This window comes from Thauera sp. (assembly GCF_035444905.1).
GTDB lineage: Bacteria > Pseudomonadota > Gammaproteobacteria > Burkholderiales > Rhodocyclaceae > Thauera.
Genome location: NZ_DAOMPS010000001.1, coordinates 204,409 through 229,179, shown reverse-complemented (window position 1 = coordinate 229,179; position 24,771 = coordinate 204,409). Strand labels below are relative to the sequence as shown.

General features: G+C 67.5%; 26 protein-coding genes. 5 read left to right on the top strand and 21 right to left on the bottom strand.

Annotation, left to right across the window (positions count from 1 at the left end; translation table 11 throughout):
- Positions 1 to 84: 84 nt before the first annotated feature.
- Genes PLC66_RS01060 through PLC66_RS01040 form a run of 5 tightly spaced genes read right to left on the bottom strand, consistent with a single transcriptional unit; the run spans position 85 to position 5,048 of the window.
- Positions 85 to 2,199, bottom strand: a complete 2,115-nt coding sequence (locus tag PLC66_RS01060; protein WP_324537019.1) for a type IV pilus secretin PilQ — start codon at positions 2,197 to 2,199, stop codon at positions 85 to 87.
- The gene (locus PLC66_RS01055) at positions 2,196 to 2,717 is read right to left on the bottom strand and encodes a pilus assembly protein PilP (RefSeq protein WP_324537017.1); all 522 of its coding nucleotides are present in this window, start codon (positions 2,715 to 2,717) and stop codon (positions 2,196 to 2,198) included. Before PLC66_RS01055 ends, PLC66_RS01060 begins: the two co-directional genes overlap by 4 nt.
- Positions 2,714 to 3,385: a type IV pilus inner membrane component PilO gene (locus tag PLC66_RS01050; protein ID WP_324537015.1), complete on the bottom strand. Its 672-nt coding sequence runs from the start codon at positions 3,383 to 3,385 to the stop codon at positions 2,714 to 2,716. Before PLC66_RS01050 ends, PLC66_RS01055 begins: the two co-directional genes overlap by 4 nt.
- Positions 3,382 to 3,975, bottom strand: a complete 594-nt coding sequence (locus tag PLC66_RS01045; RefSeq protein ID WP_324537013.1) for a PilN domain-containing protein — start codon at positions 3,973 to 3,975, stop codon at positions 3,382 to 3,384. Before PLC66_RS01045 ends, PLC66_RS01050 begins: the two co-directional genes overlap by 4 nt.
- Positions 3,972 to 5,048 carry a pilus assembly protein PilM gene (locus PLC66_RS01040; RefSeq protein WP_324537011.1) on the bottom strand — a complete coding sequence of 359 codons (1,077 nt, stop codon included), beginning with the start codon at positions 5,046 to 5,048 and terminating at the stop codon, positions 3,972 to 3,974. Before PLC66_RS01040 ends, PLC66_RS01045 begins: the two co-directional genes overlap by 4 nt.
- A gap of 186 nt (positions 5,049 to 5,234) precedes the next feature.
- On the opposite strand from PLC66_RS01040, the gene PLC66_RS01035 reads away from it, so the two are divergent.
- Entirely contained in the window at positions 5,235 to 7,658 is a 2,424-nt protein-coding gene (locus PLC66_RS01035; protein WP_324537009.1) for a penicillin-binding protein 1A, read from the top strand.
- Between the two features lie 22 nt (positions 7,659 to 7,680).
- On the opposite strand, the gene cyaY is transcribed toward PLC66_RS01035, so the two are convergent.
- Entirely contained in the window at positions 7,681 to 8,007 is a 327-nt protein-coding gene (gene cyaY / locus PLC66_RS01030; RefSeq protein ID WP_324537007.1) for an iron donor protein CyaY, read from the bottom strand.
- A gap of 57 nt (positions 8,008 to 8,064) precedes the next feature.
- On the opposite strand from cyaY, the gene lptM reads away from it, so the two are divergent.
- Both lptM and lysA read left to right on the top strand, forming a co-directional pair.
- On the top strand, positions 8,065 to 8,253 hold the full coding sequence (gene lptM / locus PLC66_RS01025; RefSeq protein ID WP_324537005.1) for an LPS translocon maturation chaperone LptM: 189 nt from the start codon (positions 8,065 to 8,067) through the stop codon (positions 8,251 to 8,253).
- Positions 8,250 to 9,548 carry a diaminopimelate decarboxylase gene (gene lysA / locus PLC66_RS01020; protein ID WP_324537003.1) on the top strand — a complete coding sequence of 433 codons (1,299 nt, stop codon included), beginning with the start codon at positions 8,250 to 8,252 and terminating at the stop codon, positions 9,546 to 9,548. The genes lptM and lysA overlap by 4 nt, the downstream gene beginning before the upstream one ends.
- Before the next feature lie 48 nt (positions 9,549 to 9,596).
- On the opposite strand, the gene PLC66_RS01015 is transcribed toward lysA, so the two are convergent.
- Positions 9,597 to 9,947, bottom strand: a complete 351-nt coding sequence (locus PLC66_RS01015; protein ID WP_324537001.1) for a hypothetical protein — start codon at positions 9,945 to 9,947, stop codon at positions 9,597 to 9,599.
- Between the two features lie 144 nt (positions 9,948 to 10,091).
- On the opposite strand from PLC66_RS01015, the gene dacB reads away from it, so the two are divergent.
- Positions 10,092 to 11,546 carry a D-alanyl-D-alanine carboxypeptidase/D-alanyl-D-alanine endopeptidase gene (gene dacB, locus PLC66_RS01010; protein ID WP_324536999.1) on the top strand — a complete coding sequence of 485 codons (1,455 nt, stop codon included), beginning with the start codon at positions 10,092 to 10,094 and terminating at the stop codon, positions 11,544 to 11,546.
- On the opposite strand, the gene PLC66_RS01005 is transcribed toward dacB, so the two are convergent.
- The 10 genes from PLC66_RS01005 to PLC66_RS00960 form a co-directional block, all read right to left on the bottom strand.
- A complete protein-coding gene (locus PLC66_RS01005) occupies positions 11,547 to 11,960 on the bottom strand; it encodes a DUF4870 family protein (RefSeq protein WP_324536998.1) in 414 nt (137 codons plus the stop codon).
- Between the two features lie 117 nt (positions 11,961 to 12,077).
- On the bottom strand, positions 12,078 to 13,568 hold the full coding sequence (gene ubiD / locus PLC66_RS01000; RefSeq protein ID WP_324536996.1) for a 4-hydroxy-3-polyprenylbenzoate decarboxylase: 1,491 nt from the start codon (positions 13,566 to 13,568) through the stop codon (positions 12,078 to 12,080).
- Between the two features lie 102 nt (positions 13,569 to 13,670).
- A complete protein-coding gene (gene pyrF, locus PLC66_RS00995; protein ID WP_324536994.1) occupies positions 13,671 to 14,495 on the bottom strand; it encodes an orotidine-5'-phosphate decarboxylase in 825 nt (274 codons plus the stop codon).
- A gap of 106 nt (positions 14,496 to 14,601) precedes the next feature.
- Positions 14,602 to 15,483, bottom strand: a complete 882-nt coding sequence (gene ubiA, locus PLC66_RS00990) for a 4-hydroxybenzoate octaprenyltransferase (RefSeq protein ID WP_324536992.1) — start codon at positions 15,481 to 15,483, stop codon at positions 14,602 to 14,604.
- Entirely contained in the window at positions 15,480 to 16,049 is a 570-nt protein-coding gene (locus PLC66_RS00985; RefSeq protein ID WP_324536990.1) for a chorismate--pyruvate lyase family protein, read from the bottom strand. Before PLC66_RS00985 ends, ubiA begins: the two co-directional genes overlap by 4 nt.
- 70 nt (positions 16,050 to 16,119) lie before the next feature.
- Positions 16,120 to 18,198 carry an ATP-dependent DNA helicase RecG gene (gene recG, locus PLC66_RS00980; RefSeq protein WP_324537085.1) on the bottom strand — a complete coding sequence of 693 codons (2,079 nt, stop codon included), beginning with the start codon at positions 18,196 to 18,198 and terminating at the stop codon, positions 16,120 to 16,122.
- Complete coding sequence (locus PLC66_RS00975; RefSeq protein WP_324536989.1) at positions 18,195 to 18,575, bottom strand: RidA family protein; 381 nt, start codon at positions 18,573 to 18,575, stop codon at positions 18,195 to 18,197. Before PLC66_RS00975 ends, recG begins: the two co-directional genes overlap by 4 nt.
- A gap of 106 nt (positions 18,576 to 18,681) precedes the next feature.
- Positions 18,682 to 19,125, bottom strand: a complete 444-nt coding sequence (fliW, locus tag PLC66_RS00970) for a flagellar assembly protein FliW (RefSeq protein WP_324536987.1) — start codon at positions 19,123 to 19,125, stop codon at positions 18,682 to 18,684.
- Between the two features lie 63 nt (positions 19,126 to 19,188).
- Complete coding sequence (locus PLC66_RS00965) at positions 19,189 to 19,809, bottom strand: SPOR domain-containing protein (RefSeq protein ID WP_324536984.1); 621 nt, start codon at positions 19,807 to 19,809, stop codon at positions 19,189 to 19,191.
- 5 nt (positions 19,810 to 19,814) lie between these two features.
- Positions 19,815 to 20,408 (bottom strand): DUF2802 domain-containing protein, encoded by a 594-nt coding sequence (locus tag PLC66_RS00960; protein ID WP_324536982.1) that lies wholly within the window; start codon positions 20,406 to 20,408, stop codon positions 19,815 to 19,817.
- A 150-nt stretch (positions 20,409 to 20,558) separates the two neighbouring features.
- Between PLC66_RS00960 and PLC66_RS00955 the strand changes: the two genes are divergently transcribed.
- Positions 20,559 to 21,341, top strand: coding sequence for a YdcF family protein (locus PLC66_RS00955; RefSeq protein WP_324536980.1), 783 nt, complete (start codon positions 20,559 to 20,561; stop codon positions 21,339 to 21,341).
- Between the two features lie 3 nt (positions 21,342 to 21,344).
- Here the strand turns inward: PLC66_RS00955 and PLC66_RS00950 are convergent, their stop codons facing one another.
- The 4 genes from PLC66_RS00950 to PLC66_RS00935 all read right to left on the bottom strand — a co-directional run bounded on the left by PLC66_RS00950 (position 21,345) and on the right by PLC66_RS00935 (position 24,769).
- Entirely contained in the window at positions 21,345 to 22,145 is an 801-nt protein-coding gene (locus PLC66_RS00950; RefSeq protein ID WP_324536978.1) for an enoyl-CoA hydratase/isomerase family protein, read from the bottom strand.
- 111 nt (positions 22,146 to 22,256) lie between these two features.
- Complete coding sequence (nqrF, locus tag PLC66_RS00945) at positions 22,257 to 23,480, bottom strand: NADH:ubiquinone reductase (Na(+)-transporting) subunit F (protein WP_324536976.1); 1,224 nt, start codon at positions 23,478 to 23,480, stop codon at positions 22,257 to 22,259.
- A gap of 15 nt (positions 23,481 to 23,495) precedes the next feature.
- The gene (gene nqrE, locus PLC66_RS00940; RefSeq protein WP_324536974.1) at positions 23,496 to 24,104 is read right to left on the bottom strand and encodes an NADH:ubiquinone reductase (Na(+)-transporting) subunit E; all 609 of its coding nucleotides are present in this window, start codon (positions 24,102 to 24,104) and stop codon (positions 23,496 to 23,498) included.
- Entirely contained in the window at positions 24,104 to 24,769 is a 666-nt protein-coding gene (locus tag PLC66_RS00935) for an NADH:ubiquinone reductase (Na(+)-transporting) subunit D (protein ID WP_324536972.1), read from the bottom strand. Before PLC66_RS00935 ends, nqrE begins: the two co-directional genes overlap by 1 nt.
- Positions 24,770 to 24,771: the final 2 nt, after the last annotated feature.

The following is a 24,771-nucleotide window of genomic DNA, read 5'->3' as shown; positions in this document are numbered from 1 at the left end:
GACTCGCCGGAAGTCCAGATGAAAAAGGGGCGGGCACCCTTTCGGGATGCCCGCCCCGGCATTGTAACAGCAGAGTGCGAAGGCTTAACGCAGGGTCAGCGCGTCCGAGACGATGCGCGGGGTGATGAAGACGAGCAACTCCTTGCGGTTGGAGACCGTGCTGCGCGTCTTGAACAGATTGCCGAGCACCGGGATGTCGCCAAGCACCGGCACCTGATCCACGCCGGTCGACTCCTCTTCCTCATAGATGCCGCCGATCACGACGGTGCCGCCGTTCTCGATCAGCACCTCGCTCTTCACGTTCTTCGTCTCGATCGGCGGCACGTTGAGCAGCGCGTTCTCGTACAGGGGGCGATCCTTGTTCACCTCGATCGACAGCTGGAGCCGGCCATCAGGGGTGATCTGCGGCTTGACCTTGAGCGACAGCACCGCCTTCTTGAACGACACGCTGGTCGCGCCCGAGCTCGTCGCCTCCTGATAGGGGATCTCGGTACCCTGCTCGATCGACGCCTCGACCTGGTTGGCAGTCAGGACACGCGGACTGGACACCACTCGACCACGACCGTCGCTTTCGAGCGCCTGCAGCTCGAGGTTCAGGAAGCGCGTGGCCCTGCTGTTGAAAAGGCTCAGTCCGAACGAGCCGTAGCCTGCAGGCTGGAAACCCGTACCCGACTGGGCCAAGGTCGGCGTGAAGTTGTTGGGCACGCTGCTATCGCCGGGCGTCAATGAGGACGAGCCGAAGCCGATGCGGGCGCCATCGAGCGAGGCGGTTCCCTTGCTGCCAAAGGTCATGCGCACGCCGAGGTCCCGCGCAAAAGTCTTGTTCGCCTCGACGATCCGGGCCTCGATCAACACCTGGCGCGGTGCCACGTCGATCTCCTGGATCAGCCTGCGCAAGGCCTCCAGGCGCGAACCGACGTCGGTCACGAACACCTTGTTGCTGCGCTCATCGACGACCACGCTGCCACGTTGCGAGAGCATGGTCTGGTCCTTGCTCTTGAGGAAATCGAAGATCTCCTTGGCCTTGTGATAGTTGATCTGGAAGCTTTCCGTCTGCAGCGGCTCCAGGTCCTTGATCTGCGCCTGCGCCTCGAGTTGCAGCTTCTCGCGCGCAGCCAGCTCGTCACCCGGCGCAATCCAGATGACGTTGCCGTTCTTGCGCATGTCCAGGCCCTTGGACTGGAGGATGATGTCGAGCGCCTGGTCCCAGGGCACGTCCTTGAGGCGCAGCGTCAGGTTGCCCTGGACCGAGTCGGACGTGATGATGTTGAAGTCGGTGAAATCAGCGATGACCTGCAGCACCGAGCGCACATCGACGTTCTGGAAGTTCAGGGACAGCTTCTCACCCTGGAAATCAGCCCGTCCGCGGCCCAGCTTGGTCGGATCCTCCACCACGCGCTTGACCTCAAGCACGAAGCGGTTGTCGCTCTGGTAGGCGTTGTGCTCCCACAGGCCATTGGGCGTGACCGTCAGGCGCACCCGATCGCCCACTTGCTGAGCCGTCATCGACGTCACCGGGGTGGCGAAGTCGGTGACGTCGGAGCGGCGGCGCAGATGCTCGGGCAGCGCAGTCTTGAGGAAGTCCACCACCAGATTGCCGCCCTGCTGGCGGATGTCGATACCCGTCTCGGCACTCGACAGATCGACCACCACCCGCCCCTCACCTTCGGTGCCGCGACGGAAGTTGATGTCACGCACCGCCAGGCCGGAGGCGACGGCGACGCGCGAGTCGGCGAAGTTGCCGTGGGATTCGGCCACCGCCGCGGTCTGCGCCACCTGGCCGCTGACCGGCGTGATCGCGACGATGAGGTCACGGCCTTCGATGCGCGTCTCGTAGGGGCTCATCTTCACCAGGTTCAGCACCAGGCGCGTGCGGTCTCCCGCCTGCACGATGTTGGCGCTGCGCAGGTCGCCCTGCTCGATGTTCTGCACACTGCGGCCGAGCGCGTTGGCGGTGCCGGCGAAGTCGAAGGCGATGCGCGCCGGATTGGCCACGCTGAAGCTCGGCGGCGGGCTTGTCAGCGGCTCCTTGAGGGTGAGCCGCAGATACACCGTCCCCCCTTGCTCGGCCACCTCCAGCCCTTCGATCTGGTTGGCAAAAACCTGTGTCTGTTCCGACTCCTGCGCCAGGGCGCCGGGCGCCGGCGCGAGGCCTGCGACAACGGCCGCAAGCAGCAGCACTCCGATACGGTGTCTCATCTTCCGGTCTCCTGCCGCTCCTGCAATATCAGCTTACTGGTGCGTTCAACCCAGTCGCCGTACACGTCCTCGACGAGCTCGCGCAGCGTCACCTCGCTCTCGGTGATCGCGGTGACGACGCCGAAGTCCTGTCCCATGTAGTTACCAACCTTGACCTGATACAAGTTGTTGCTGACCCGCACCAGGGCATGCGTGCTCTTCCCCTGCATCAGCACGCCGACCATCTGCAGGGACTCGAGCGGATAGGCTTCCAGCGGCTCGCGGCGACGATCGAGGTCCGGCCGCAGGGCGCTGCCGGAAGCACGCCGTTCGGGCTCCATGCGCGCGCTGCGGAAGGGGTCGTCCCCCTGAACGCCTGCGTAATTCACCACCGGGAAGGGCAGCAGCTCGGGCAGCGGTCGCACCGCGCCGCGCATCGTCCTGCCCTGCTCATCCATCCACACCTGCAGGTTGTCCTCGTTGCCACCGGCACAGCCGGCCAGCAACACGCAGGCGACAAGCCACACACCCTTGTTCATCGTCTGGCCCCTTGCGCGGCCTGCGCCGCCTGCCGTTGCTGGGCGAGTTCTTCCTCGTCGAGATAGCGGTAGGTCGTGGCCCTGGCCTCGAGCTTGAGCTTGCCGTCCTTGTCGGCGTCCAGCCCGATGTTGTTCAGGGTGACGATCCGCGGCATGCGCGCGACGTCGCTGACAAATTCGCCAAGGTCGTGATACACGCCCAGCACGCGAATCTCGATGGGCATCTCGGCGTAGAACTCCTTGACCACGTCCGCACCCGGCTTGAACAGCTCGAACTGCAGGCCGCGTCCCAGGCCCGCCTGGTTGATGTCGGACAGCAGCGAATCCATCTCCGCCCGGTTCGGCAACTGCTTGAGCAGCGCGCCGAACTGGCGGTCGATCTCGGCGAGCTGGCGGCGGTGCTCCTCCAGGTTCACCGCCTGGCGCTTCTTCGCCACCCAGCTGTCGCGCAGCTGCATCTCTTCGGCCTGAACCCGCTCGAGCGTCTCGATCTGATCCCGCCAGTCGAACCACCAGAATGCGGCGATGGTCGCTGCAAGAAGCGCGATGAACACCGCCACGCGCGGCGCGACCGGCCACAGCCCGGGGTCGTTCGGGTCCAGCCCCTTGAAATCCTGCGCCAGGCGGTTGAAGTCGATGCCAGCGCGGCCCTTTGCGCTCGTGCTCATTGGCCCGCTCCCTTGGCCTCGGCGGCGGCCGCCTCGTTGTCGTCGGTCTTGGGCTGCCGGATGCCGATCCCGAGCGTGAACTCGCTCACGCGACGGTTGTCGATGTTCGCTGCCTTGGCCTCGACCAGGACCGGCTGCTCGAGGAAGGGCGAGGATTCGAGGTTGCGCATGAGATGCGAAACCCGCGCGTTGGACTGCGCATAGCCGACCAGGGTGACACGGCGATCGGTCTGCTTGATCGACTTCAGATAGACCCCCTCGGGCATCTGCTGCGCAAGTTCGTTGAACAGATGCACCGTCTCTGCGCGCGTGCTCTGCAAGGATTCGATGACCTGCTTGCGTGCCAGCATGGCGTCGATCTGTTCGCGCAGGCGCCGGATCTCGGCGATATCGCGATCGAGCTTGGCAATCTCGGTCTTCAGGAAGTCGTTACGTCCCTGCTGGCGCTCGATGTGGCCGGAGTAGACCATATGCACGGCAAGACCGATCAGCGCACCGAGCACGATCATCGCAACCGATAGCGCATAGAACTGCTGCCGGCGCTGACGGCGCTTCTCGATCCGGTGCGGGAGGAGGTTGATGCGGATCATGCGTCGAACCTCCGCAGGGCAAGGCCACAGGCGACCATCAGCGAGGGCGCGTCGGACAGCAGGTTCTTGGGTCGCAGCTTGCTGTCGAGCGTCATGCCGGCGAACGGGTTGGCGATCAGGGTATCGACCTGGGTGCGCGCGCCCACCACATCCCCGAGCCCGGGCATGACCGCGCAGCCGCCGGCGAGCACGACATGATCGACCTGGTTGAACTGGGTGGACGTGAAGAAGAACTGCAGTGCCCGCGAGACCTCGAGCGCCAGGCTGTCCATGAAGGGGCGGAGCAGGTCGCGGGGGTAGCTGTCGGGCAGCGAGCCGGCGCGCTTGGCGGTTTCCGCCTCCTCGTAGCTCATGCCGTACTGGCGGGCTATGTCCTGCGTGAGCTGACTGCCGCCGAAGGCCTGCTCACGGGAATACACCGACTGGCCATTGCGGAACATCGTGACGTTCATGACGCTGGCCCCGATGTCGACGAGGGCGATGACCTGGTCGGCACCGCCGCGGGGCAACTGCCTGCACACGAGCTCGAGCGCGGACTCGGTGGCGAGCGATTCGACGTCGACGATCACCGCCTTCAAGCCCGCCGCCTGGGCGACCGCGACCCGATCCTCGACCTTGTCCTTGCGCGACGCGGCGATCAGGACTTCGACGTCTCCCGGGCTGCCGGGCGCGGGACCGATTTCCTGGAAGTCGAGATTGACCTCGTCGAGCGCGAAGGGAATGTACTGGTTGGCCTCGGCCTCGACCGCGAACTCCATGTCGGTTTCGCGCAGCCCTTCGGGGAGAATGATCTTCTTCGTGATGACCGAGGACGAGGGCAGCGCCACGGCCACATTCTTGACACCGCCGCCGAAGCGGCGCAGCGCCCGCCTCAGCGCCTCGCTGACCGCCTCGAGGTTGGCGATGTTGCCATCGACGACGGCATCGCGCGGCAAGGGCTCGATCGCGTAGCGCTCGACTTTGTAAGCGTCCTTGTCACCCCCGGACAACTCGACCAGCTTGACCGATGAGGACGAGATATCGAGCCCCGCAAGCTGGCGCGTCGCTGATCTAAAAAGGGGGATGTCAATCACAAAGAAAGTCCTTACATTTCTTTATGTTACGCGCAAGAGCTAAGCAGGGCTCTAGAATGCTAGCAACAAGGTCTGGGGGTGTAAAGGCAACTGCATCACACTTAACGGCTGCTAACAGGAAGTATTGAGGGCAGCGGGAAGGCTTCCTTTATAATCAATTCCCATTGACACAACCCTGGATTGCCCATGCGCTGGGTCCTGTATCCGATCGCAGCGCTGCTGGCGCTGATTGTTCTCGGCGTCGCCACGCTCGCGGCGATGGCCTTCTTTGCCTGGCCGAACCTGCCTTCGCTCGACACGCTGACGGATTACCGTCCGCGCGTGCCGTTGCGAGTATATACGGCCGACGGCCACCTCATCGGCGAGTTCGGTGAAGAGCGCCGTGATGTAGTTCGCATTGCCGATGTTCCATCCACGCTCAAGCACGCCATCCTCGCCGCCGAGGACGAGCGATTCTATGAGCATCCGGGCATCGACCCGGTCGGACTGGTGCGCGCGGCCCTTGCCAACCTGTCGACCGGGGGTCGCGGCCAGGGCGCATCCACCATCACCATGCAGGTGGCGCGCAACTTCTTCCTGTCGCGCGAGAAGACCTACAACCGCAAGCTCTATGAGATCCTGCTTGCGCTCAAGATCGAGCAGAACCTGAGCAAGGACCAGATCCTCGAGCTCTACGTCAATCAGATCTTCCTCGGCCAGCGCGCCTACGGCTTCGCCGTGGCCGCACGCGCCTACTACGGCAAGACTCTCGATGAGCTCACGCTGCCCGAGGCGGCGATGCTGGCCGGACTGCCCAAGGCGCCGTCGGCGTTCAATCCCATCGTCAACCCGGCGCGCGCCGCCGTGCGCCAGCAGTACGTGCTGCGCCGCATGCTCGAGGTCGGCTACATCGACAGCGCCCAGTACGAGGACGCGCTCGCCTTCGCCACGCCCAAACAGAGCCAGCGCGACATGGCCGCCGCGCGCAAGCCGCAGGACATCTTCGTGCCCGGCGACTATGTCGCCGAGATGGCGCGCCAGATCGCGGTCGAACAGTTCGGCGAACAGGCCTACGAACTGGGCATCCGCATCGTCACCACGGTCACGCGCAAGGACCAGGAGGCCGCCTATGCCGCACTGCGCCGCGGCGTGCTCGATTACGACCGGCGCCACGGCTATCGCGGCCCGGAAGCCTTCGTCGACCTTCCGGCGGGCGAGGTGGATGCCGAGCGCCTCGACGAACTGCTGGGCGACACCAGCGATCATGGCGACCTGCTCGCCGCGCTGGTGCTCAAGGCCACGCCGAAGCAGGTCGTCGTCTATCGTCGCGGCCAGGAAATCACCATCGCCGGCAAGGGCCTGAGCTTCGTCGCGCCGATGCTGGCCGACAAGGCGCCGCAAAGCAGGCGCATTCGCCCCGGCGCCATCGTGCGCCTGCGCGAGACGGCCAAGGACGGCTGGGAAATCGCCCAGTTGCCGGAGGTTCAGTCCGCGCTGGTGTCGATCGACTCGCACACCGGCGCGGTGCGCGCGCTGGTCGGCGGTTTCGACTTCAACCGCAACAAGTTCAATCACGTCACCCAGGCGGTACGCCAGCCGGGCTCGAGCTTCAAGCCCTTCATCTTCTCCGCTGCGCTCGATCGCAATTTCGGCCCCGGCAACGTGATGACCGACGAGCCGCTCTACTACCCGGCCGGCGTGACCGGCAGCAAGGCCTGGGAGCCGAAGAATTACGACGGCCGCTACGCCGGCCCGATGACCCTGCGCGAGGCGCTGGCGCGATCGCGGAACATGATCGCAATCCGGCTGCTCGAGGAGATCACGCCGGAATATGCACGCGACTACATCACCCGCTTCGGCTTCGACGCGGCGCGCAACCCCGCCTACCTGACGATGGCGCTCGGTGCCGGTGCCGCCACGCCCTGGGAGATGGCGGCCGGCTATGCAGTGTTCGCCAACGGCGGCTATCGCATCGAGCCGTACATCGTGAAGGAGATCTACGACGGCGCGGGCCGCCTGATCGCGCGCACCGACCCGCCGGTCGCGGGCCAGAGCGCCCCGCGCGTCATCGATGCACGCAACGCCTGGCTGATGGATTCGATGATGCGTGACGTGGTCCAGAGCGGCACCGCAACGCGGGCTCGCAGCCTCAAGCGCAACGACCTCGCCGGCAAGACCGGCACCACCAACGACTACCTGGACGCCTGGTTCTGCGGCTACCACCCCGACCTCGTGGCCGTGGCCTGGGTGGGTCACAGCCAGCCGCGCAACCTGGGCCGCGGCGAAACGGGCGGCGCTGCAGCACTGCCGATCTGGATCAACTACATGGCCAGCGCCCTCGAGGGCGTACCCGAGACGCAGCTGCCGCGCCCGGGCGGATTGACCCTGGTGGACAACGGCCTGCGCAGCCGCCAGGACTACCACTACGCCGAGTACGAGCCGCCCGCGCCGCCACCTGCGCCCGACTGGCTGCAACAGATGTTCGCCGCGGACAGCTTCCCCGCGATGGAAGCGCCCAGCGAGGCGATTCCGCCCGGCCCGGCACCTGCCGCGCGCCTTCCGCCGATGCCTGCCCCCGCGCAGGCGCCGGCCCCGGTCGAAGACCGCATTCCGGTGCCGATCCGGCGCTGAGGCGCGGCCACACTCGCAGCGCTCAGGCCGGCGGCGCCAACCTCACCGGCTCGCCGGCCTGCTCGCTGCACAGCGCGGCCAGCATTGCCCACAGTTCCGCGCCATCGCGGGCACTGATCCAGCGCCCTTCCTGTGGCCGAAAATGGAAGCCGCCCGATTTGGCGGCCACCCAGATCTCGCGTGCGGCGGTATGGCGGTTGAGGATCATCTTGCTGCCGTTGTCGAACTCGAGCTCGAGCACACCACCGGGCTTGGGCTCGATATCGATGTCCACGCCGCAGTCCTCGAGCGCCGTCTCGATACGGGCCAGTTCGGCCTCGGCAAGCGCGTTGAAAGCAGACTCTTCCATATTGTTCCCTTCTGTTAGCATTCCCGTTTTTCGCGAATGACGGCAACGCAAGCCCCGATGCGAACCACGACCCGAATCACGCTCACTGCCCTGGCGCTCAGCTGCTCGCTGCTTTCGGCCTGCGGCATCAAGGGCCCGCTGTATCTTCCCGCGCCCGGCACCACGGCACCGCCGCCGGCGGGCGCTGATCATAGCAAACCCGTCATCCCGCCGGACCTGCTCTCCAACACCCCGCCGATCGAATGAACGCCTCTACCCCCGCCCGCCCCCCGCTTTCCCAGGATGCCCACTGGCCGGTCCCGACCCTGCACGCACGCGAAGGCGCGCTGTGGCTCGAGGACGTCGCGCTCGCCGACATCGCCAGCCGATTCGGCACACCGACTTATGTTTACTCGCGGGCGGCGCTCGAGGCGGCCTTCAAGGCCTGGCAACAGGCTCTGACCGGGCGCCGGGCGCTGGTCTGCTACGCGGTGAAGGCCAACTCGAACCTGGGCATCCTGTCGGTCTTTGCCCGCCTGGGTGCGGGCTTCGACATCGTCTCCGGCGGCGAACTGGCGCGCGTCCTGGCCGCCGGCGGGCGCGCCGACCAGGTGGTGTTCTCGGGGGTGGGCAAGTCGCGTGCAGAGATGCGCCAGGCGCTCGACGCCGGCATCCGCTGCTTCAATGTCGAATCGGCGGCCGAACTCGAACGCCTCAATGCCGTCGCCGGCGAAGGCGGTCGCAAGGCGCCGATCGCCCTGCGCGTCAATCCGGACGTGGACCCGAAGACGCACCCCTATATTTCCACCGGCCTGAAGGGCAACAAGTTCGGCGTGGCCTTTGCCGATGCCCTGGCGCTCTATCGGCAAGCAGCAGCCCTGCCCAACCTGCGCATCACCGGCATCGCCTGCCACATCGGCTCCCAACTGCTCGACCCCGCACCGATGGCGGAAGCCGCACAGAAGGTGCTCGGGCTCGTCGACCTCCTCGCGGCCGAAGGCATCGCCCTCGAACACATCGACCTCGGCGGCGGCCTCGGCATCCGCTACCGCGACGAGACGCCGCCTGCGGTGGCCGATTATCTTGCCCCGCTGCTGAAGGTCTTCGCCGGTCGCCACGAGGAGCTCTGCTTTGAGCCTGGTCGCTCACTGGTCGGCAATGCCGGCCTGTTGCTGACCCGCGTCGAGTACCTGAAGCCGGGCGAAACGAAGAACTTCGCCATCGTCGACGCCGCGATGAACGACCTCGCCCGCCCCGCCCTGTACGACGCGTGGCACGACGTGGTGGCGGTCACGCCCCATGACGGCGAGGAGGAGGTCTATGAAGTCGTCGGCCCGATCTGCGAGAGCGGCGACTTCCTCGCCCATGGGCGCAGCCTGAAGGTGTGCGAGGGCGATCTGCTCGCCATCCTGTCGGCCGGCGCCTACGGCATGACGATGAGCTCGAACTACAACACCCGTCCGCGCGCGGCCGAAGTCATCGTCGATCGCGACCAGATCCACCCGGTGCGTGAGCGCGAGACCGTTGCCGAACTGTTCGCTTCGGAGCACACCCTGCCCTGAAGCCGGCAAGCGCCGGGCGCACAAGCCCCGGCGCGGCGCCATGCTGCCTCACGCCTCTTCGGGCACGCGCGCGTAGCCGGCGTCGTAAGCCTCGTAGAGCGCACGCCCGAAGGCCTTCCAGGCCGGCCCGCCATGCGTGTGCAGACCGGTCTCGGCGCTCTGGCGCATGTTGATCAGCATCAGTTCGGACAGCGCGAACAGTTCTCCAGTGAGCTTTTCCTGGCGGATCGGGCTGCGCAACAGCTTCATCATGCAGCCGGACGTGCAGCTCAGCGCCTGCTGTGCGAGCTCGCGCAGACGCGCCCCATCCTGCCAGTCGAGCCCGATGGCGATGCCTCGTTTGACGATCTCGCGCTCGAGCTCGTCCGCCGTGCGCGCGTAATGCCCAAATCCGCTCATAATCCCTGTCCTTCGCGGTGCCGCGCTGGCAACAGCATGCACACCAGATGCTGCATTGCATGAATTCCTTTGCGGAACGCCTTCTATGCTAATCCAGTCCGAGCCGGACTTGTCTGCAATTCACGCGTTTTCGTGACCCTTATCATGACTATTAGACTCACTTTTGCGCGCATAAGCCGCAGCCTGATGCTCGCCGGCGCGCTTATCGCATCGCAACATTCCGGCGCAAGCGAGGGGCTGCCGCCGGCACTGCAACTGGCCCTCGACACGGCGCGCATCCCGACCGAGGCGGTGTCGGTGTGGGTGCAAGCGGTCGATGCCGTGCAGCCGACGCTGGCGCTCAATGCCGACCGGCCGATGAACCCGGCCTCGGTGATGAAGCTCGTCACCGCCTTTGCCGCCCTCGAGCGCCTCGGCCCGGCGCACAGCTGGCGCACCCAGGTGGCGGCAAGCGGCATGCTGCAACACGGCGTCCTGCACGGCGACCTCTACCTGGTCGGCGGCGCGGATCCCGTACTCGGCTACGACCGCATGTGGAAGCTGCTGCGCCGCCTGCGCGCGCTTGGCATCGAGCGCATCGAAGGCGACATCGTGCTCGACGCCTCCGCGCTGCAGCTGCCGCCGCACGACCCCGACGCCTTCGACGGCCGCGGCCTGCGCCCCTACAACAGCGGGCCGCACGGCCTGCTGATGCACTACAACACCCTGCTGCTGGGCCTCTATCCGGGAAAGGCGGCCAACGAACCGGTCACGCTGGCCGCCGAACCGCCACTCGCCGGCGTCGTCATCGATAACCGCATCCTGACCTCGAATGCGCCCTGCGGCACCTGGTACAGCGACCTGCAGGCCAGCATCGAGGGCGGTCGGCGACTGGTGCTGAGCGGCAGCCTGCCCGCCGCCTGCGGCCCGCGCACCTGGAGTGCGGCCCCCCTGCCACCGGCCGAATTCGGCATCGCGCTCGTCGCCGGGCTATGGAGCGAGGTCGGTGGCCGGCTGAGCGGCGCGGTACGCGAAGGCCGGCTACCAGCGAGCGGCACCGAGATCCTGTTCGGCGATGATTCGCCGCCGCTGGCCGATGTCGTGCGCGACATGAACAAGTGGTCGAGCAACGTCATCGCGCGCCAGTTGCTCGCCACGCTCGGCGCGCTCAGCCCTGCGCGAACCCAGGACACGCCCCACATGGTCGCCGGCGGCGCGCGCGTGGCCGCGGAGCAGCTCGCGGCAGCGGGCATCGACACCCAGGGGCTGGTGATCGACAACGGCTCCGGCCTGTCGCGCATCGAGCGCATCCGCGCCGACAGCCTCGGCCAGTTGCTGCTCGCCGTCTGGCGCCGCCCGTGGATGCCCGAGTACCTTGCCGCCCTGCCGGTGGCCGGCCTTGACGGCACGGCGCGGCGTCGGCTGGCGGACAGCCCGGCCACCGGCCAGGCGCACATCAAGACCGGCACGCTCAATGGCGTACGCGCGATCGGCGGCTACCTGCTCGACCGCCATGGCCGCCGCCATGCAGTGGTGATGATGGTCAATCACCCCGAGGCGCACAACAGCGCCGCGGCGCAGGACGCCTTGCTCGAGTGGGTGTGGGCCGGCGCGCAGTGATCAGTCCATCGGCAGCGTGCGCCGCTGCGTCAGCACCCACCAGCCGCGCACCACGCGGTACAGGATCCACAGCCCGGCGATCAGGATGAGGAGCAGCGCGAAGGGGACGCCGATCACGGTCAGCATCAGCAGCACCGCCACCGCCACCCACATCACCGCGAACCAGAAGGTGCGGATCTGCCAGCGGAAATGGCTCTCGAGCCAGGTGCCACGCACCGCGGCCTGGTTCCAGTAGTTGATGATCACCGCCGCGATCGACGGCAGGCTGGCGATGAAGCTGAAGATGATGAAGGCCGTGCCGGCCAACGCCGAGAACACCGCGAAGGCGTGCAGGGCGTAGACCAGATGGGTCACGGTGACCATGTTCTCGGACGGCTGGCCGGCGGCCAGCGGGGCCGGATAGGGACTGTTCATCGAGGCTCCTCGGGGCGCAGGGCAAGGCGCCCGCGCCGGGTTGGTGGACGAGGCCCGGACCATGCCGCGAATCCGCGGCCGGCGCAACAACAAGACGTAAGCTGGCCGAGTTGCCGCCTACAGTCCGAGCTCGCTCCACATCGCATCCACCTTCGCCTTCACCGCCGCGTCCATCACGATCGGCGTCCCCCACTCGCGGCTGGTCTCGCCCGGCCACTTGTTGGTCGCATCCAGCCCCATCTTGCTGCCCAGGCCGGCGACCGGGCTGGCGAAATCGAGATAGTCGATCGGCGTGTTGTCGACCAGGGTGGTGTCGCGGCTGGCGTCCATGCGCGTGGTGAGCGCCCAGATCACTTCCTTCCAGTCGCGGATGTTCACATCGTCATCGACCACGATGATGAACTTGGTGTACATGAACTGGCGCAGGAAGCTCCAGATGCCAAACATCACGCGCTTGGCGTGGCCGGGGTACTGCTTCCTGATGCTGACCACCGCCAGCCGGTAGGAGCAGCCCTCGGGCGGCAGGTAGAAATCGACGATCTCGGTGAACTGCTTCTGCAGCAGCGGCACGAAGACTTCGTTCAAGGCCACGCCCAGCATCGCCGGCTCGTCGGGCGGCTTGCCGGTATAGGTGCTGTGGTAGATCGGATCGCGGCGCATGGTGACGCGCTCGATGGTGAACACCGGGAAGTCGGAGACCTCGTTGTAATAGCCGGTGTGGTCACCGTAGGGCCCTTCCGGCGCCATGTCATCGGGGTGGATCACGCCTTCGAGCACGATCTCGCTCGAAGCCGGCACCTGCAGCTCGTTGCCGAGACACTTCACCAGCTCGGTCTTGGCGCCACGCAACAGGCCGGCGAACTGGTATTCCGAGATCGTGTCCGGCACCGGCGTCACCGCACCGAGGATGGTCGCCGGGTCGCAGCCCAGCACCACCGAGACCGGGAAAGGCTCGCCCGGATGCGCGCGCTGGTGCTCGAGAAAATCCAGCGCCCCGCCGCGGTGCGCCAACCAGCGCATGATCACGCGGTTGCGGCCGATCACCTGCTGGCGATAGATGCCCAGGTTCTGGCGCTTCTTGTGCGGCCCGCGCGTCACCACCAGGCCCCAGGTGATCAGCGGCGCGGCGTCGCCCGGCCAGCAGTGCTGGATCGGCAGCTTCGCCAGATCCACCTCGTCGCCCTGCCACACCAGCTGCTGGCAGGGCGCGGAACGCACTTCCCTGGGCGCCATGTTGAGCACCTGCTTCAGCACCGGCAGCTTTTCCCAGGCGTCCTTGAGGCCCTTGGGCGGTTCGGGCTCCTTGAGGTAGGCGAGCAGCTTGCCGACTTCCCTCAGGGGCGTGCTCCAGTTGCCGTCGGCGACGTCCTCGCCCATGCCCATCGCGACCCGCTGCGGGGTACCGAACAGGTTGGCGAGCACCGGGATGGATTGCGGCACGCCCCTGGTCACCGGCTTCTCGAACAGCAGGGCGGGCCCGCCCGCGCGCAACACGCGGTCGGCGATCTCGGTCATTTCGAGATGGGTGTCGACGGGGACGGTGATGCGCTTCAATTCGCCGCGCGCCTCGAGCTGGGTGATGAAGTCGCGCAGGTCGTCGTATTTCATTCAGGCGTCTCGTGGTGGATGCGTGTCATGGGCGGGCGGGGCATGGGCAAGCATTGACGCGCCCGCCGGCGCGAAGTTGCAGTCGCCTGGGAATGGGCATGCTCAACGCTGGGCGTTGATCGCATCGCGCGTCTCAAGCGCCACCCTTCGCGCAGCCTCGGCGAAATCCTCGCCGCGGCTGGCGTAGAGGATGGCGCGCGAGGAATTGATCATCAGCCCCGCCCCCTGCGCCGTGCGCCCCGCCGCCAGCGTCGCGGCGATATCGCCGCCCTGGGCGCCGATGCCGGGCACCAGCAGCGGCATGTCGCCGGTGAGTTCGCGCACGCGCGCGATCTCGGCGGGGAAGGTGGCGCCGACCACCAGGCCGCAGTTGCCGCTGGCGTTCCAGTCCTCGGCGACGGTGCGCGCGACGTGTTCGTAGAGCTTCATGCGGCCCCTGGGCGTGTCGACGTCGAGGAACTGCAGGTCCGAGCCGCCCGGGTTGGAGGTGCGGCAGAGCAGGATCACGCCCTTGTCGGGCCAGGCCAGATAGGGATCGACCGAGTCGCGCCCCATGTAGGGATTGACCGTGATCGCGTCGGCCTTGAAGCGCTCGAAGGCCTCGATGGCGTACTGCTCGGCGGTGCTGCCGATGTCGCCGCGCTTGGCGTCGAGGATCACCGGGGTGTCGGGATGCGCCGCGTGGATGTGCGCGATCACCGCCTCGAGCTGGTCCTCGGCGCGGTGGGCCGCGAAGTAGGCGATCTGCGGCTTGAAGCAGCACACGAGCTCGGCGGTGGCATCGACGATGGCCTTGCAGAACGCGAAGATGGCGTCGGGCCTGCCCTGCAGGTGGGCAGGGAAACGGGCGGGATCGGGGTCGAGGCCGACGCAGAGCAGGCTGTTGCGCTGTTGCCAGGCGGCCTCGAGGGCGGTCATGAAGTGCATGGGCGAAATCCCTGAATGAACGATTCTTGAAAGGCGGCCGCGGGGGGCGGCAGCGGGCACACGCACCGACGGCAATCGGCCCGGCGGCCGAACCTGCCCGGCCCGCTCAGCCCGCGCGCAGCAGCTGGTCGACGAAGACGCCGGCAAACACGACCGCGCCCAGCCAGTTGTTGTGACGGAAAGCCTTGAAGCAGTCTGCGCGCTCGCGGGCGCGAATCAGCGTGAAGTGATAGCCGGCGATGCCCGCGGCGGCGGCAAGGCCGAAGTAGTAGGCCGGCCCTGCCCCAGTCAGCGCCCCCACCACGGCGAGCAGGCCGATCGCGGCCGCATAGCACAGCATGATGGCGGCGACGTCGAAGCGGCCGAAGGTGATCGCCGAGGTCTTGATGCCGATCTTGAGGTCGTCCGGGCGGTCGACCATCGCGTACTCGGTGTCGTAGGCCACCGCCCAGAACACATTGGCGAGCAGCATCAGCCAGGCGACGCCCGGCACCTCGCCCGTGACCGCGGCGAAGCCCATCGGAATGCCGAAGCCGAAGGCGATGCCGAGGTAGGCCTGCGGGATGGCGAAGAAGCGCTTGGTGAAGGGGTAGCTGGCGGCGAGGAACAGCGCCGGCACCGAAAGCCAGATCACCAGCGGCTCGAGGGGAAGGATCAGCACGAAGGACAGCAGCGACAGGCCGGCGGCCAGCAACAGGGCCTCGCGCGGGCTCACGGACTTCGTCGCCAGCGGGCGATGCTTCGTGCGTTCGACGTGGCCGTCGAAGTCGCGATCGGCGTAGTCGTTGATCACACAGCCGGCCGAGCGCATCAGGAAGGTGCCGAGCACGAAGATCACCAGGATGTGCAGCGGGGGCCAGCCCCCGGCCGCCAGCCACAGCGCCCACAGCGTGGGCCACAGCAGCAGCAGGGTGCCGATCGGCTTGTCGATGCGCATCAGGCGCACGTAGTGGGGCAGCTTGTCGGCGAAAGGCATGGAATGGGTCATCGGGGCAGGTCGTAGATTGCGGGAAGGAAGAATTCGCTCACCATCAGCGCACGGCCGTGCAGCCGGAACAGCGAGCGTCGGCCCCACAGGTCGTGGCCGAGGGCGGATTCGGGGGCGCAGGTGGCTAGCACCGAACGCGCCCGATGATAGCGCGCATCGCGCCGATCGAGCCGGGTGCAGGTGAGCGCCGAGCGGGCGATGGCGGGGTCGGCGAACAGGGCCGCGCCCAGCGGGCGGGCGCCGAGTCCGCGGAACAGGTTCCAGGCACCGCGTACATTGCGCCGGGGCAGCAGAGAGCGCGCAAACACGACAGGGCGTCCATCGGCAAACAGCAGCACCTCGCGCACCCACACCCGCTCGCCCGGGCGCAGGCTGAGCACGGCCGCCTCGTCACGCAGGGCCTGGTCCAGGCTCTGGAACAGCACGCGCACCGCAAACTGCCCGCAGCGCGCGGTGATGCGCGCGGTGAGCGAGGCCGGATCGGTGAGCCAGGGCTGCAGCGCCGGCGGCACGGTGGCGCGCGGCGGGGTGGGGTGCCAGGTTTCGTGGTGGAGTCGGGTACGCATGGGCGGGAGGACGAATTGAGGCCGGCATTCTACCAACCCCTGGGCCGGGGGCCGCGCTGACGACCGCACTTCAGGCCTGCAGCAGCCCTTCGCGACCGCCCAGCCAGCGCCGCATCAGCGCGTCGGCCGCGGCGGGCTGATGCGCCAGCAGGTCTTCGGCCAGTTCGCGCGCGGGCGCGATCAGGTCGACGTCCGCCTCGAGACTTGCATAGCGCAGCAGGGGCACGCCGCTCTGGCGCGCGCCCACGAACTCGCCCGGGCCGCGGATGCGCAGGTCGGCACGCGCGATCTCGAAGCCGTCGGTGTTCTCGTAGATCACCTTCAGGCGCTCGCGACCGGTCTGCGACAGGGGCTGGGCGTAGATCAGGATGCACACCGACTCGGCCGTACCCCGCCCGACCCGGCCGCGCAACTGGTGCAGCTGGGCGAGACCGAAGCGCTCTGCGTGCTCGATCACCATCAGGCTGGCATTGGGCACATCCACCCCGACCTCGATCACCGTGGTGGCCACCAGCACGTCGAGTTCCCCGGCGGCGAAGGCGGACATCGTGGCCGACTTGGCGTCGTTCCTGAGCCGGCCGTGCACCAGTCCGACGCGCAATTCGGGCAGTGCGGCGACCAGGGTGTCGAAGGTGTCCTGCGCGGTCTGCAGTTGCAGCGCCTCCGACTCCTCGATCAGCGGGCACACCCAGTAGGCCTGGCGCCCGGCGAGACAGGCGTCGCGCACGCGGCCAACCACCTCGCCGCGACGGGCGTCGGACACCAGGCGGGTGCGAATCGGCGTGCGCCCGGGCGGGAGTTCGTCGAGCACCGATACGTCGAGATCTGCGTAGTGCGTCATCGCCAGCGTGCGCGGGATCGGCGTGGCGGACATCATCAGCATGTGCGGGCGCAGCCCGTCGGCGCCCTTCTCGCGCAGCGCAAGGCGTTGGCGCACGCCGAAGCGATGCTGCTCGTCGACCACCGCGAGCGCCAGTCGCGGCAGCGTCACCGGGTCCTCGATCAGCGCATGCGTGCCGACGGCGAGCAGCACCTCGCCATCGTGCAGGCGGGCGAGCTCGGCCGCGCGTTCGCGCTTGCGCCGCCCGCCCGACAGCCAGGCCACCTCGACGCCGAGCGGCGCCAGCCAGGCCGACAGTTTGCGATGGTGCTGCTCGGCCAGGATCTCGGTCGGCGCCATCATCGCCGCCTGCCAGCCATTCTCGGCCGCCTGCAGCATCGCCAGCGCCGCCACCAGGGTTTTGCCGCTGCCGACATCACCCTGCAACAGGCGCTGCATCGGATGTGGCGCGGCCAGATCGGCGGCGATCTCCGCCGTGGCCCGCTGCTGCGCAGCGGTGGGCCGGAAAGGCAGCGCATCCAGCAAGGCACGGGTCAGTGCCCCGCGTGCGCGCAGCGGCATGGCGGCGCGGGCGCGGCGTGCGAGGTAGGCGCGGCGCAAGGAGAGCTGCTGCACCAGCAGCTCCTCGAACTTGATCCGCCGCCAGGCCGGATGCTCGCGTTGCTCGAGCGCCCAGGGGTCGGCATCGGGCGTCGGCCGGTGGAGCGCCTGCAAGGCCTCGGCAAATCCGGGCAGGCCGAGGCGGGCGAGCCAGGCCGGCGGCAGCAGCTCGTCCATCGGCTCGGTGTCGAGCGCGCGCTCGATCAGCTTGCGCAAGGTCGCCTGACCGACGCCGGCCGTGGTCGGATAGACCGGCGTCAGGGCTGTGGGCAGCCCCTCGCCCGGCGCCACCACGCGCACGCGCGGATGGACCATCTCGTCGCCGAAGAAGCCGCCACGCACCTCACCGAACAGGCGCACGCGGCGGCCCACGGCGAGCTGCGTCTGCTGCGAAGGGTAGAAGTTGAGCCAGCGCGCGACCAGGATGCCAGCGCCGTCGCTGACCCGCGCCACCAGCTGCCGGCGCGGGCGCAACACGACCTCGCAGGCGAGTACCTCGCCCTCGATCTGGGCCGGGAAACCCGGTCGCACGGAGGCGATCGGGGTCAGCCGCGTCTCGTCCTCATAGCGCAGCGGCAGATGCACCAGCAGGTCGCGCGGACCATGCAGATCGAGCTTCGCCAGCCGTCCCGCGAGCTGGCTGCCGACGCCGCTCCAGCCGCGGGTGGACTGCCCCGCCGCCACTCGGGTCTGTACGCAAACGCTCAGTCGAGCACCAGCACCAGATCGGCCTCGACCAGCGCGCCGCGCGGTAGCTCGCGCACGCCGACGGTCGCACGCGCGGGATAGGGCTCGGCGAAGTGACGCTTCATGACGTCGTTGACGACGCCGAAATTGCTCAGATCGGTCATGTAGATCGTGATCTTGACCACATCGTTGAAGCTGCCCCCGGCGGCGGCGGCGACGGCCTTGAGATTGTCGAAGACCTGCAGGGCCTGGGCCTCGACCCCCTCGGCCATCTCCATGGTGGTGGGATGGAGCCCGATCTGTCCGGACAGGAAGACCTGGTTGCCGACCTTGACGGCCTGCGAATAGGGGCCGATGGCGGCGGGGGCATTGGGCGTTGAAATGATCTGGCGGGCCATGGACGGACTCTCCGGAGTTGGTGGAGGCGGCATTGTAACCGCCCGCGCCTGCAGCGACGGCCGCGCGGGGCAGGCGCCTCGGCGACCGCCCACGGCAATCGGTGACTCAGGTCTGCGCGCGCAGGGTGATCTCGCAGCCGAGGCGGTTGATCACCTTCTGCAGACCGCGCCGCGCACCGGCATTGATCACCAGCGGCGCCATGAAGTTGGCGCGCAGCCCGGTGGACGCCGGGCTCGTCTCCTCGCCCGTTTCCTTGCGCACGATGACGGCTACGGCAGCGTCCTGAGCCGACTCCAGCTGCAGCAGCGCAACCTCGTCGTCGCTGAGGATGAACTCGAAGTTGATGCCGAGCTGCTCGGGCCCCGTCACCGAGAAGGCGACGTCGGGCTCATCCAGGCTCTGCAGCAGGAGGACGTCGGGCTCGCGCCCTTCCTCGTGCACCAGCGCAAAGCGGCGGCAGTGCTCGAAGCCGGGCAAGCCGGCAGGAAAGTCGATGATCTTGTCGTCGGCGATGTCGGCATTGCCGAACACGGGGCTCTTGATCTGCATGGTCCACTCCTGGTTGGGTGATCGTGACGAAAACTCGAGCTCTGCGGTGCTGCAGGCGCGCCTCTAGCGCTTGGTCCGTGGTGGCAGCAGGATGCCCGCGGGTTCGCCGCTGCGCCGAAGGGCTGCCTGGGCCTGCTCGGCGGCGCGACGGTCCGGAAAGGGGCCCAGCACCACGCGACTCTGAATGCGCGCCTCGAATCCTGCCGCCGACAGCCGCTCGTACAGCACGAGCGCATTGGCGGCGTCGCCAAAGACGCCGAGCTGGAGCTGGAAGCCGTCGCCCGCCGGGCTCAGGGCATCGGCAGGCAGCAGCACGCCCGACGGGACCGGGGCGACCGCGCGGGGGGCGCCCTCCCCATTGCCGGCGGCTTGTGGCGTGCTCGCGGCGTCCGTCTCCTGAACCGGTTCTGACGAGGGGGTGCCATCGGTCACGGACGCATCATCTGCGTCAGCCGCGGCCGATGGCGTCGCCGCCGACGTGTGCACCTGCAATTGCACCGGATCGGGCACGAGGCCGGTGCCGATATCCGCGGTCGGCGCCGGTGCCTCCGCAGTGCGCGCGGGGGCCTGCTCATCCATGATGAGCGCAAGCACCGTGAGCACCATCGCGCCGCACAAGGCCAGGCCCGCCCGCAACAACGCCGCCCGGCGCGCCGCGCCGGCCTCGCCGCGCAGCGCGGGCACGGCCCTCACCCGTGCCTCCCGCCTGCGCTGGCGATGGACAGCACGAGCTCGGCCTCGGCCTGGGTGATGCCGCAACGGGTAGCGATCATCTCCGCATTCAGCCCCTGGCGGGCGAGCACGAGCGCTTCGCTGTACTCCGGCGAGATGCCGGGCTCAGGCGCCGCGCCGTCGAGGCGGGCGCGCAAGGCGTCGATGTCGGCCAGCAGGTTGGCGATCTCCTCCTGCTGGCGGTCGACGACTTGCTGCAGGCTGCCCAGCTCGCGCTGCAGGCGCTGGTTGTCCAGCCTGAGCTGAAAACTCGCGGCGACCGACTGGGCCGCAGCGTCCGAAGCGGCAGGCGCCTCGACGGGGGCGAGGTCGCGACGCAGCATGGGTGAATAGTCGCCATCATCGTCCTCGGCCTGCTCGAGGTCGATTGCTGCGGCCGGCCCGGCGGCGTCAGAAGCGCGCGCCGCGGCGCGCCCTCCGCCCGCAGCGCCTGCGGCCAGGGGCTTCACGCTCGCCTCGCCGCGTGGCGCCCGGCTGCGCAGCGCAGCGAGAAACTGCCACCCCGCGTAGGCCGCGAGCAGCAGCACGAGCAGCCACAGTGCCTCACGCATGGCCGACGGCCACCCCTGGTCCGACAGCCGCGCCGGAACCCCGCCGCCAGCGCGGAACGAGACAAAGGAGATGCTGTGTTCGGGACATGAAGGGCGGCGCGGGGATAATGCACGGATAATACTGCCGCCCCTCCCCACCGACAAACCACGATGGACCTCTCGCTCGCCGCCGCCCTGTTCTGGCTCAAGAAGTTCGTTGCCGTGCTGGTGCTGCCGCCCGTCCTTCCCCTGCTGCCGATCGTCACCGGCCTGCTCGTGATCAGGCGTGCCCGCCGCCTCGGCATCGGCCTGGCGTGGACCGGCGTGGTCCTGCACGTGCTGCTGATCAGCCCCTTCAGCGTGAGCTGGCTGGTGCGCCAGGTCGAGTATGCGCAAGCGCTCGACGCAAGCGCAGCGCGTACCGCACAGGCGATCGTCGTGCTGGGGGCGGGCCGACGCTCGCATGCACCCGAATTCGACGGCGAGACGGTCAATCGCCTCGCCCTCGAGCGCCTGCGCTACGGCGCCAGGCTCGCCCGCGAGCATGGCCTGCCGCTGCTGGTCAGCGGCGGCGCACCGCGTGGCGACACACCCGAGGCATGGCTGATGCAGCGCGTGCTGCAGCAGGACTATGGCTTGTCGGCGCGCTGGGTGGAATCGGCGTCGCGCGACACGCGCGAGAACGCGCGCTTCTCCGCGGTGCAGCTGCAGGCTGCAGGGGTCGAGCGTGTCCTGCTCGTCACCCACGCCATGCACATGAAGCGGGCGCGCAGCGAATTCGAGGCCGCCGGGCTCGTAGTCGTCCCGGCCCCCACCGCCTGGCTGGGCGGCGGCGAGGCCGAGGCCGGCGATGACCAGGCGCTGTCCCTCCTGCCGAGCCAGAACACCGCCTACGCGGGCTGGTTCGCGCTGCACGAACTGCTCGGGCAGCTGGCCTACCGCTGGTCGCGTTGAGGCTCAGCGCTTGCCAAAGACAGCCTTGCGCTTGTCGAGGAAGGCGCTCACGCCCTCGGCGAAGTCCGCTCCCGCGGCGCAGCGCGCAAAGGCCTCGGCCTCACCCTGGAGTTGGGTCTCGATCGGCGCGTCATGCGATTCGGCAAGCAGGCGCTTGATCTCGCCATAGGTGTGGCGCGGCCCCGCCAGCAGCCGCGACACCATGCGGCTGACTTCGGCATCGAGCTCTGCCGCCGGCACGACGCGATTGACCAGACCCAGCCGCTGCGCCTCGGCCGCGTCGAAGCGATCGGCCAGCAGCAGCAACTCGGCTGCCTTGCGCCGACCGACGATGCGCGGCAGAAAGTAGGAGGCACCACCATCCCCGGACAGGCCGATCGCCGCATAGGCCGTGGTGAAGATGGCGTCCTCGGCCGCCAGCACAAGGTCGCAGCCGGCCATCAGCGACAGCCCGAAGCCGGCGCAGGCACCCTGAACGCTGGCCAAGACGGGCTGGGGCAAGCCCTGCAGCAGCTGCACGGTCGGGTTGATGTCGCGTTCGATCATGGCGCGAAAACCGGCCAGGCGAGCAGCGGGCGACAGGTGCAGCTGACGGGCGAAGTCCTTCAGGTCGCCGCCGGCCATGAAGTGCGCGCCCGCGCCCTTGATCACGAGCACGCCGAAATCCTGGCGCCCGGTCAGCCCGCGCGCGGCGGCGTGGAGATCCTCCATCATCTCCTCGGACAAGGCGTTGAGCGCATCGGGGCGGTTGAGGACGAGGGTGGCCACACCCTCGCGGACGTCGACAAGAACGGTTCCGGCCATTTCGGCCTCCTTCAATGAAAATGCCCGTCCCCATCGGGACGACGGGCGACGGGCATGCCTGGATCCTGCACCGGCCACGGCCTGGGCCGGCACCGATACGTCGCGGCTGGATCAGCCGCCGAAGTCGTCGAGCATGATGTTCTCGCGCTCGACGCCGAGGTCCAGCAGCATCTTGATCACGGCGGCGTTCATCATCGGGGGGCCGCACATGTAGAACTCGCAATCCTCGGGGGCTGGATGGTCCTTGAGGTAGTTCTCGTACAGCACGTTGTGGATGAAGCCGGTGTAGCCCGTCCAGTTGTCTTCGGGCAGCGGGTCGGACAGCGCCAGGTGCCACTTGAAGTTGGGATTCTCTTCCTGCAGCTTGTCGAACTCCTCGACGTAGAAGGCCTCTCGCATCGAGCGCGCGCCATACCAGAAGCTGATCTTGCGCTTGCTGTGCAGGCGCTTCAACTGGTCGAAGATGTGCGAGCGCATCGGTGCCATGCCGGCACCGCCGCCGATGAAGACCATTTCGTGATCGGTGTCGCGCGCGAAGAATTCGCCGAAGGGGCCGTACACGGTGACCTTGTCGCCCTCCTTGAGGTTGAACACCCAGGACGACATCTTTCCCGGCGGGATGTCGTCACGACCCGGCGGGGGCGAGGCGACCCGGATATTGAACTTCACCACGCCGTGCTCTTCAGGGTAGTTCGCCATCGAGTAGGCGCGAATCACGGTCTCATCAACCTTGGACACGAAGCGCCACATGTTGAACTTGTCCCAGTCGCCGCGATACTCGTCCTGGATGTCGAAGTCCTTGTAATTGACCACGTGCGGCGGGCACTCGAGCTGCACGTAACCGCCGGCGCGGAAATCGACGTTCTCGCCCTCGGGCAGGCGCAGCGTGAGCTCCTTGATGAAGGTGGCGACGTTGGGGTTGGACTCCACCGTGCATTCCCACTTCTTCACGCCGAAGACCTCTTCCGGCACCTCGACCTTCATGTCCTGCTTGACCGGGGTCTGGCAGGACAGGCGCCAGCCTTCCTTGGCGTCGCGCTTCGTGAAGTGCGACTCCTCGGTGGCCAGCATTGAGCCACCGCCCTCCTTGACCACGCACTTGCACTGCGCGCAGGTGCCGCCGCCGCCGCAGGCCGACGGCAGGAAAAGACCGCTCTCGGCCAGCGTCTGCAACAGCTTGCCGCCAGCCGGCACGGTGATCTTCTTCTCGCCGTTGATGTCGATGGTGACGTCGCCGCTGGCGACGAGCTTGGAGCGGGCAAACAGGATGACCACCGCCAGCAGCAGCACTGTGGCGGTGAACATGCCGATGCCCAAAACGATTTCAGGATTCATCTTTTCATTGCCTCCTTACAGCTGCACACCGGAGAAGGACATGAAGCCCAGGGACATCAGACCGATGGTGATGAAGGTGATGCCCAGGCCCTGCAGGCCGTCCGGCACGTCGCTGTACTTCAGTTTCTCGCGGATGGCCGCCAGCAGGGCGATCGCCAGGCCCCAGGAGAAGCCGGAGCCCAGGCCATAGACCACCGATTCGCTGAAGGTGTAGTCGCGCTCGACCATGAACAGCACGCCGCCCATGATCGCGCAGTTCACCGTGATCAGCGGCAGGAACACGCCCAGCGCGTTGTAGAGGGCGGGCACGAACTTGTCGAGCAGCATCTCCAGGATCTGCACCGTCGCCGCAATGATGCCGATGAAGGACAGCAGGCCGATGAAGGACAGGTCCACATCGGGCAGCCCGGCCCAGGCCAGCGCACCGTCGGCGAGGAAGGTGTGATAGACGAGGTTGTTGAGCGGCACGGTGATGGTCTGCACCACCACCACGGCGATACCCAGACCGATCGCGGTCTCGACCTTCTTGGAAATGGCGATGAAGGTGCACATGCCGAGGAAGAAGGCCAGCGCCATGTTCTCGATGAACACGGCGCGGACGAAGAGGCTCAGATAGTGCTCCATCAGAAGGCCTCCTTGCGCACCTGGGGTGCCATCTTGAACTGGTTCTCCTCAACCTGACCCCTCTTCCATTCACGCAGGCCCCAGATCAGGAAGCCGATCAGGAAGAAGGCCGACGGCGGCAGCAACAGCAGGCCGTTGGGCTGGTACCAGCCGCCCTCGGTCACCGGCTGCAGGATGGTGACACCGAACAGCTTGCCGGCACCGAACAGCTCGCGCACGAAACCGACCGCGATCAGCACCACGCTGTAGCCCAGTCCATTACCGATACCGTCGAGGAAGGACAGCAGCGGCGGGTTCTGCATCGCAAAGCCCTCGGCACGGCCCATCACGATGCAGTTGGTGATGATGAGGCCGACGAACACCGACAGCTGCTTGGACAGGCTGTAGGCGAAGGCCTTCAGCGTCTGGTCCACCACGATCACCAGCGAGGCGATGATCACGACCTGCACGATCATGCGGATCGAACTCGGTATCTGCGCCCGTATCAACGACACGAACAGGCTCGAGAAGCCGGTCACCAGGGTGAGCGCGATCGACATCACCAGCGCGGTGTTGAGGTTGGTCGTCACCGCCAGCGCCGAACAGATGCCGAGGATCTGCAGCGCGATCGGGTTGTTGTTGAACAGCGGGTTGAGCAGGACTTCCTTCGGAGTGAGCTTGGACATGA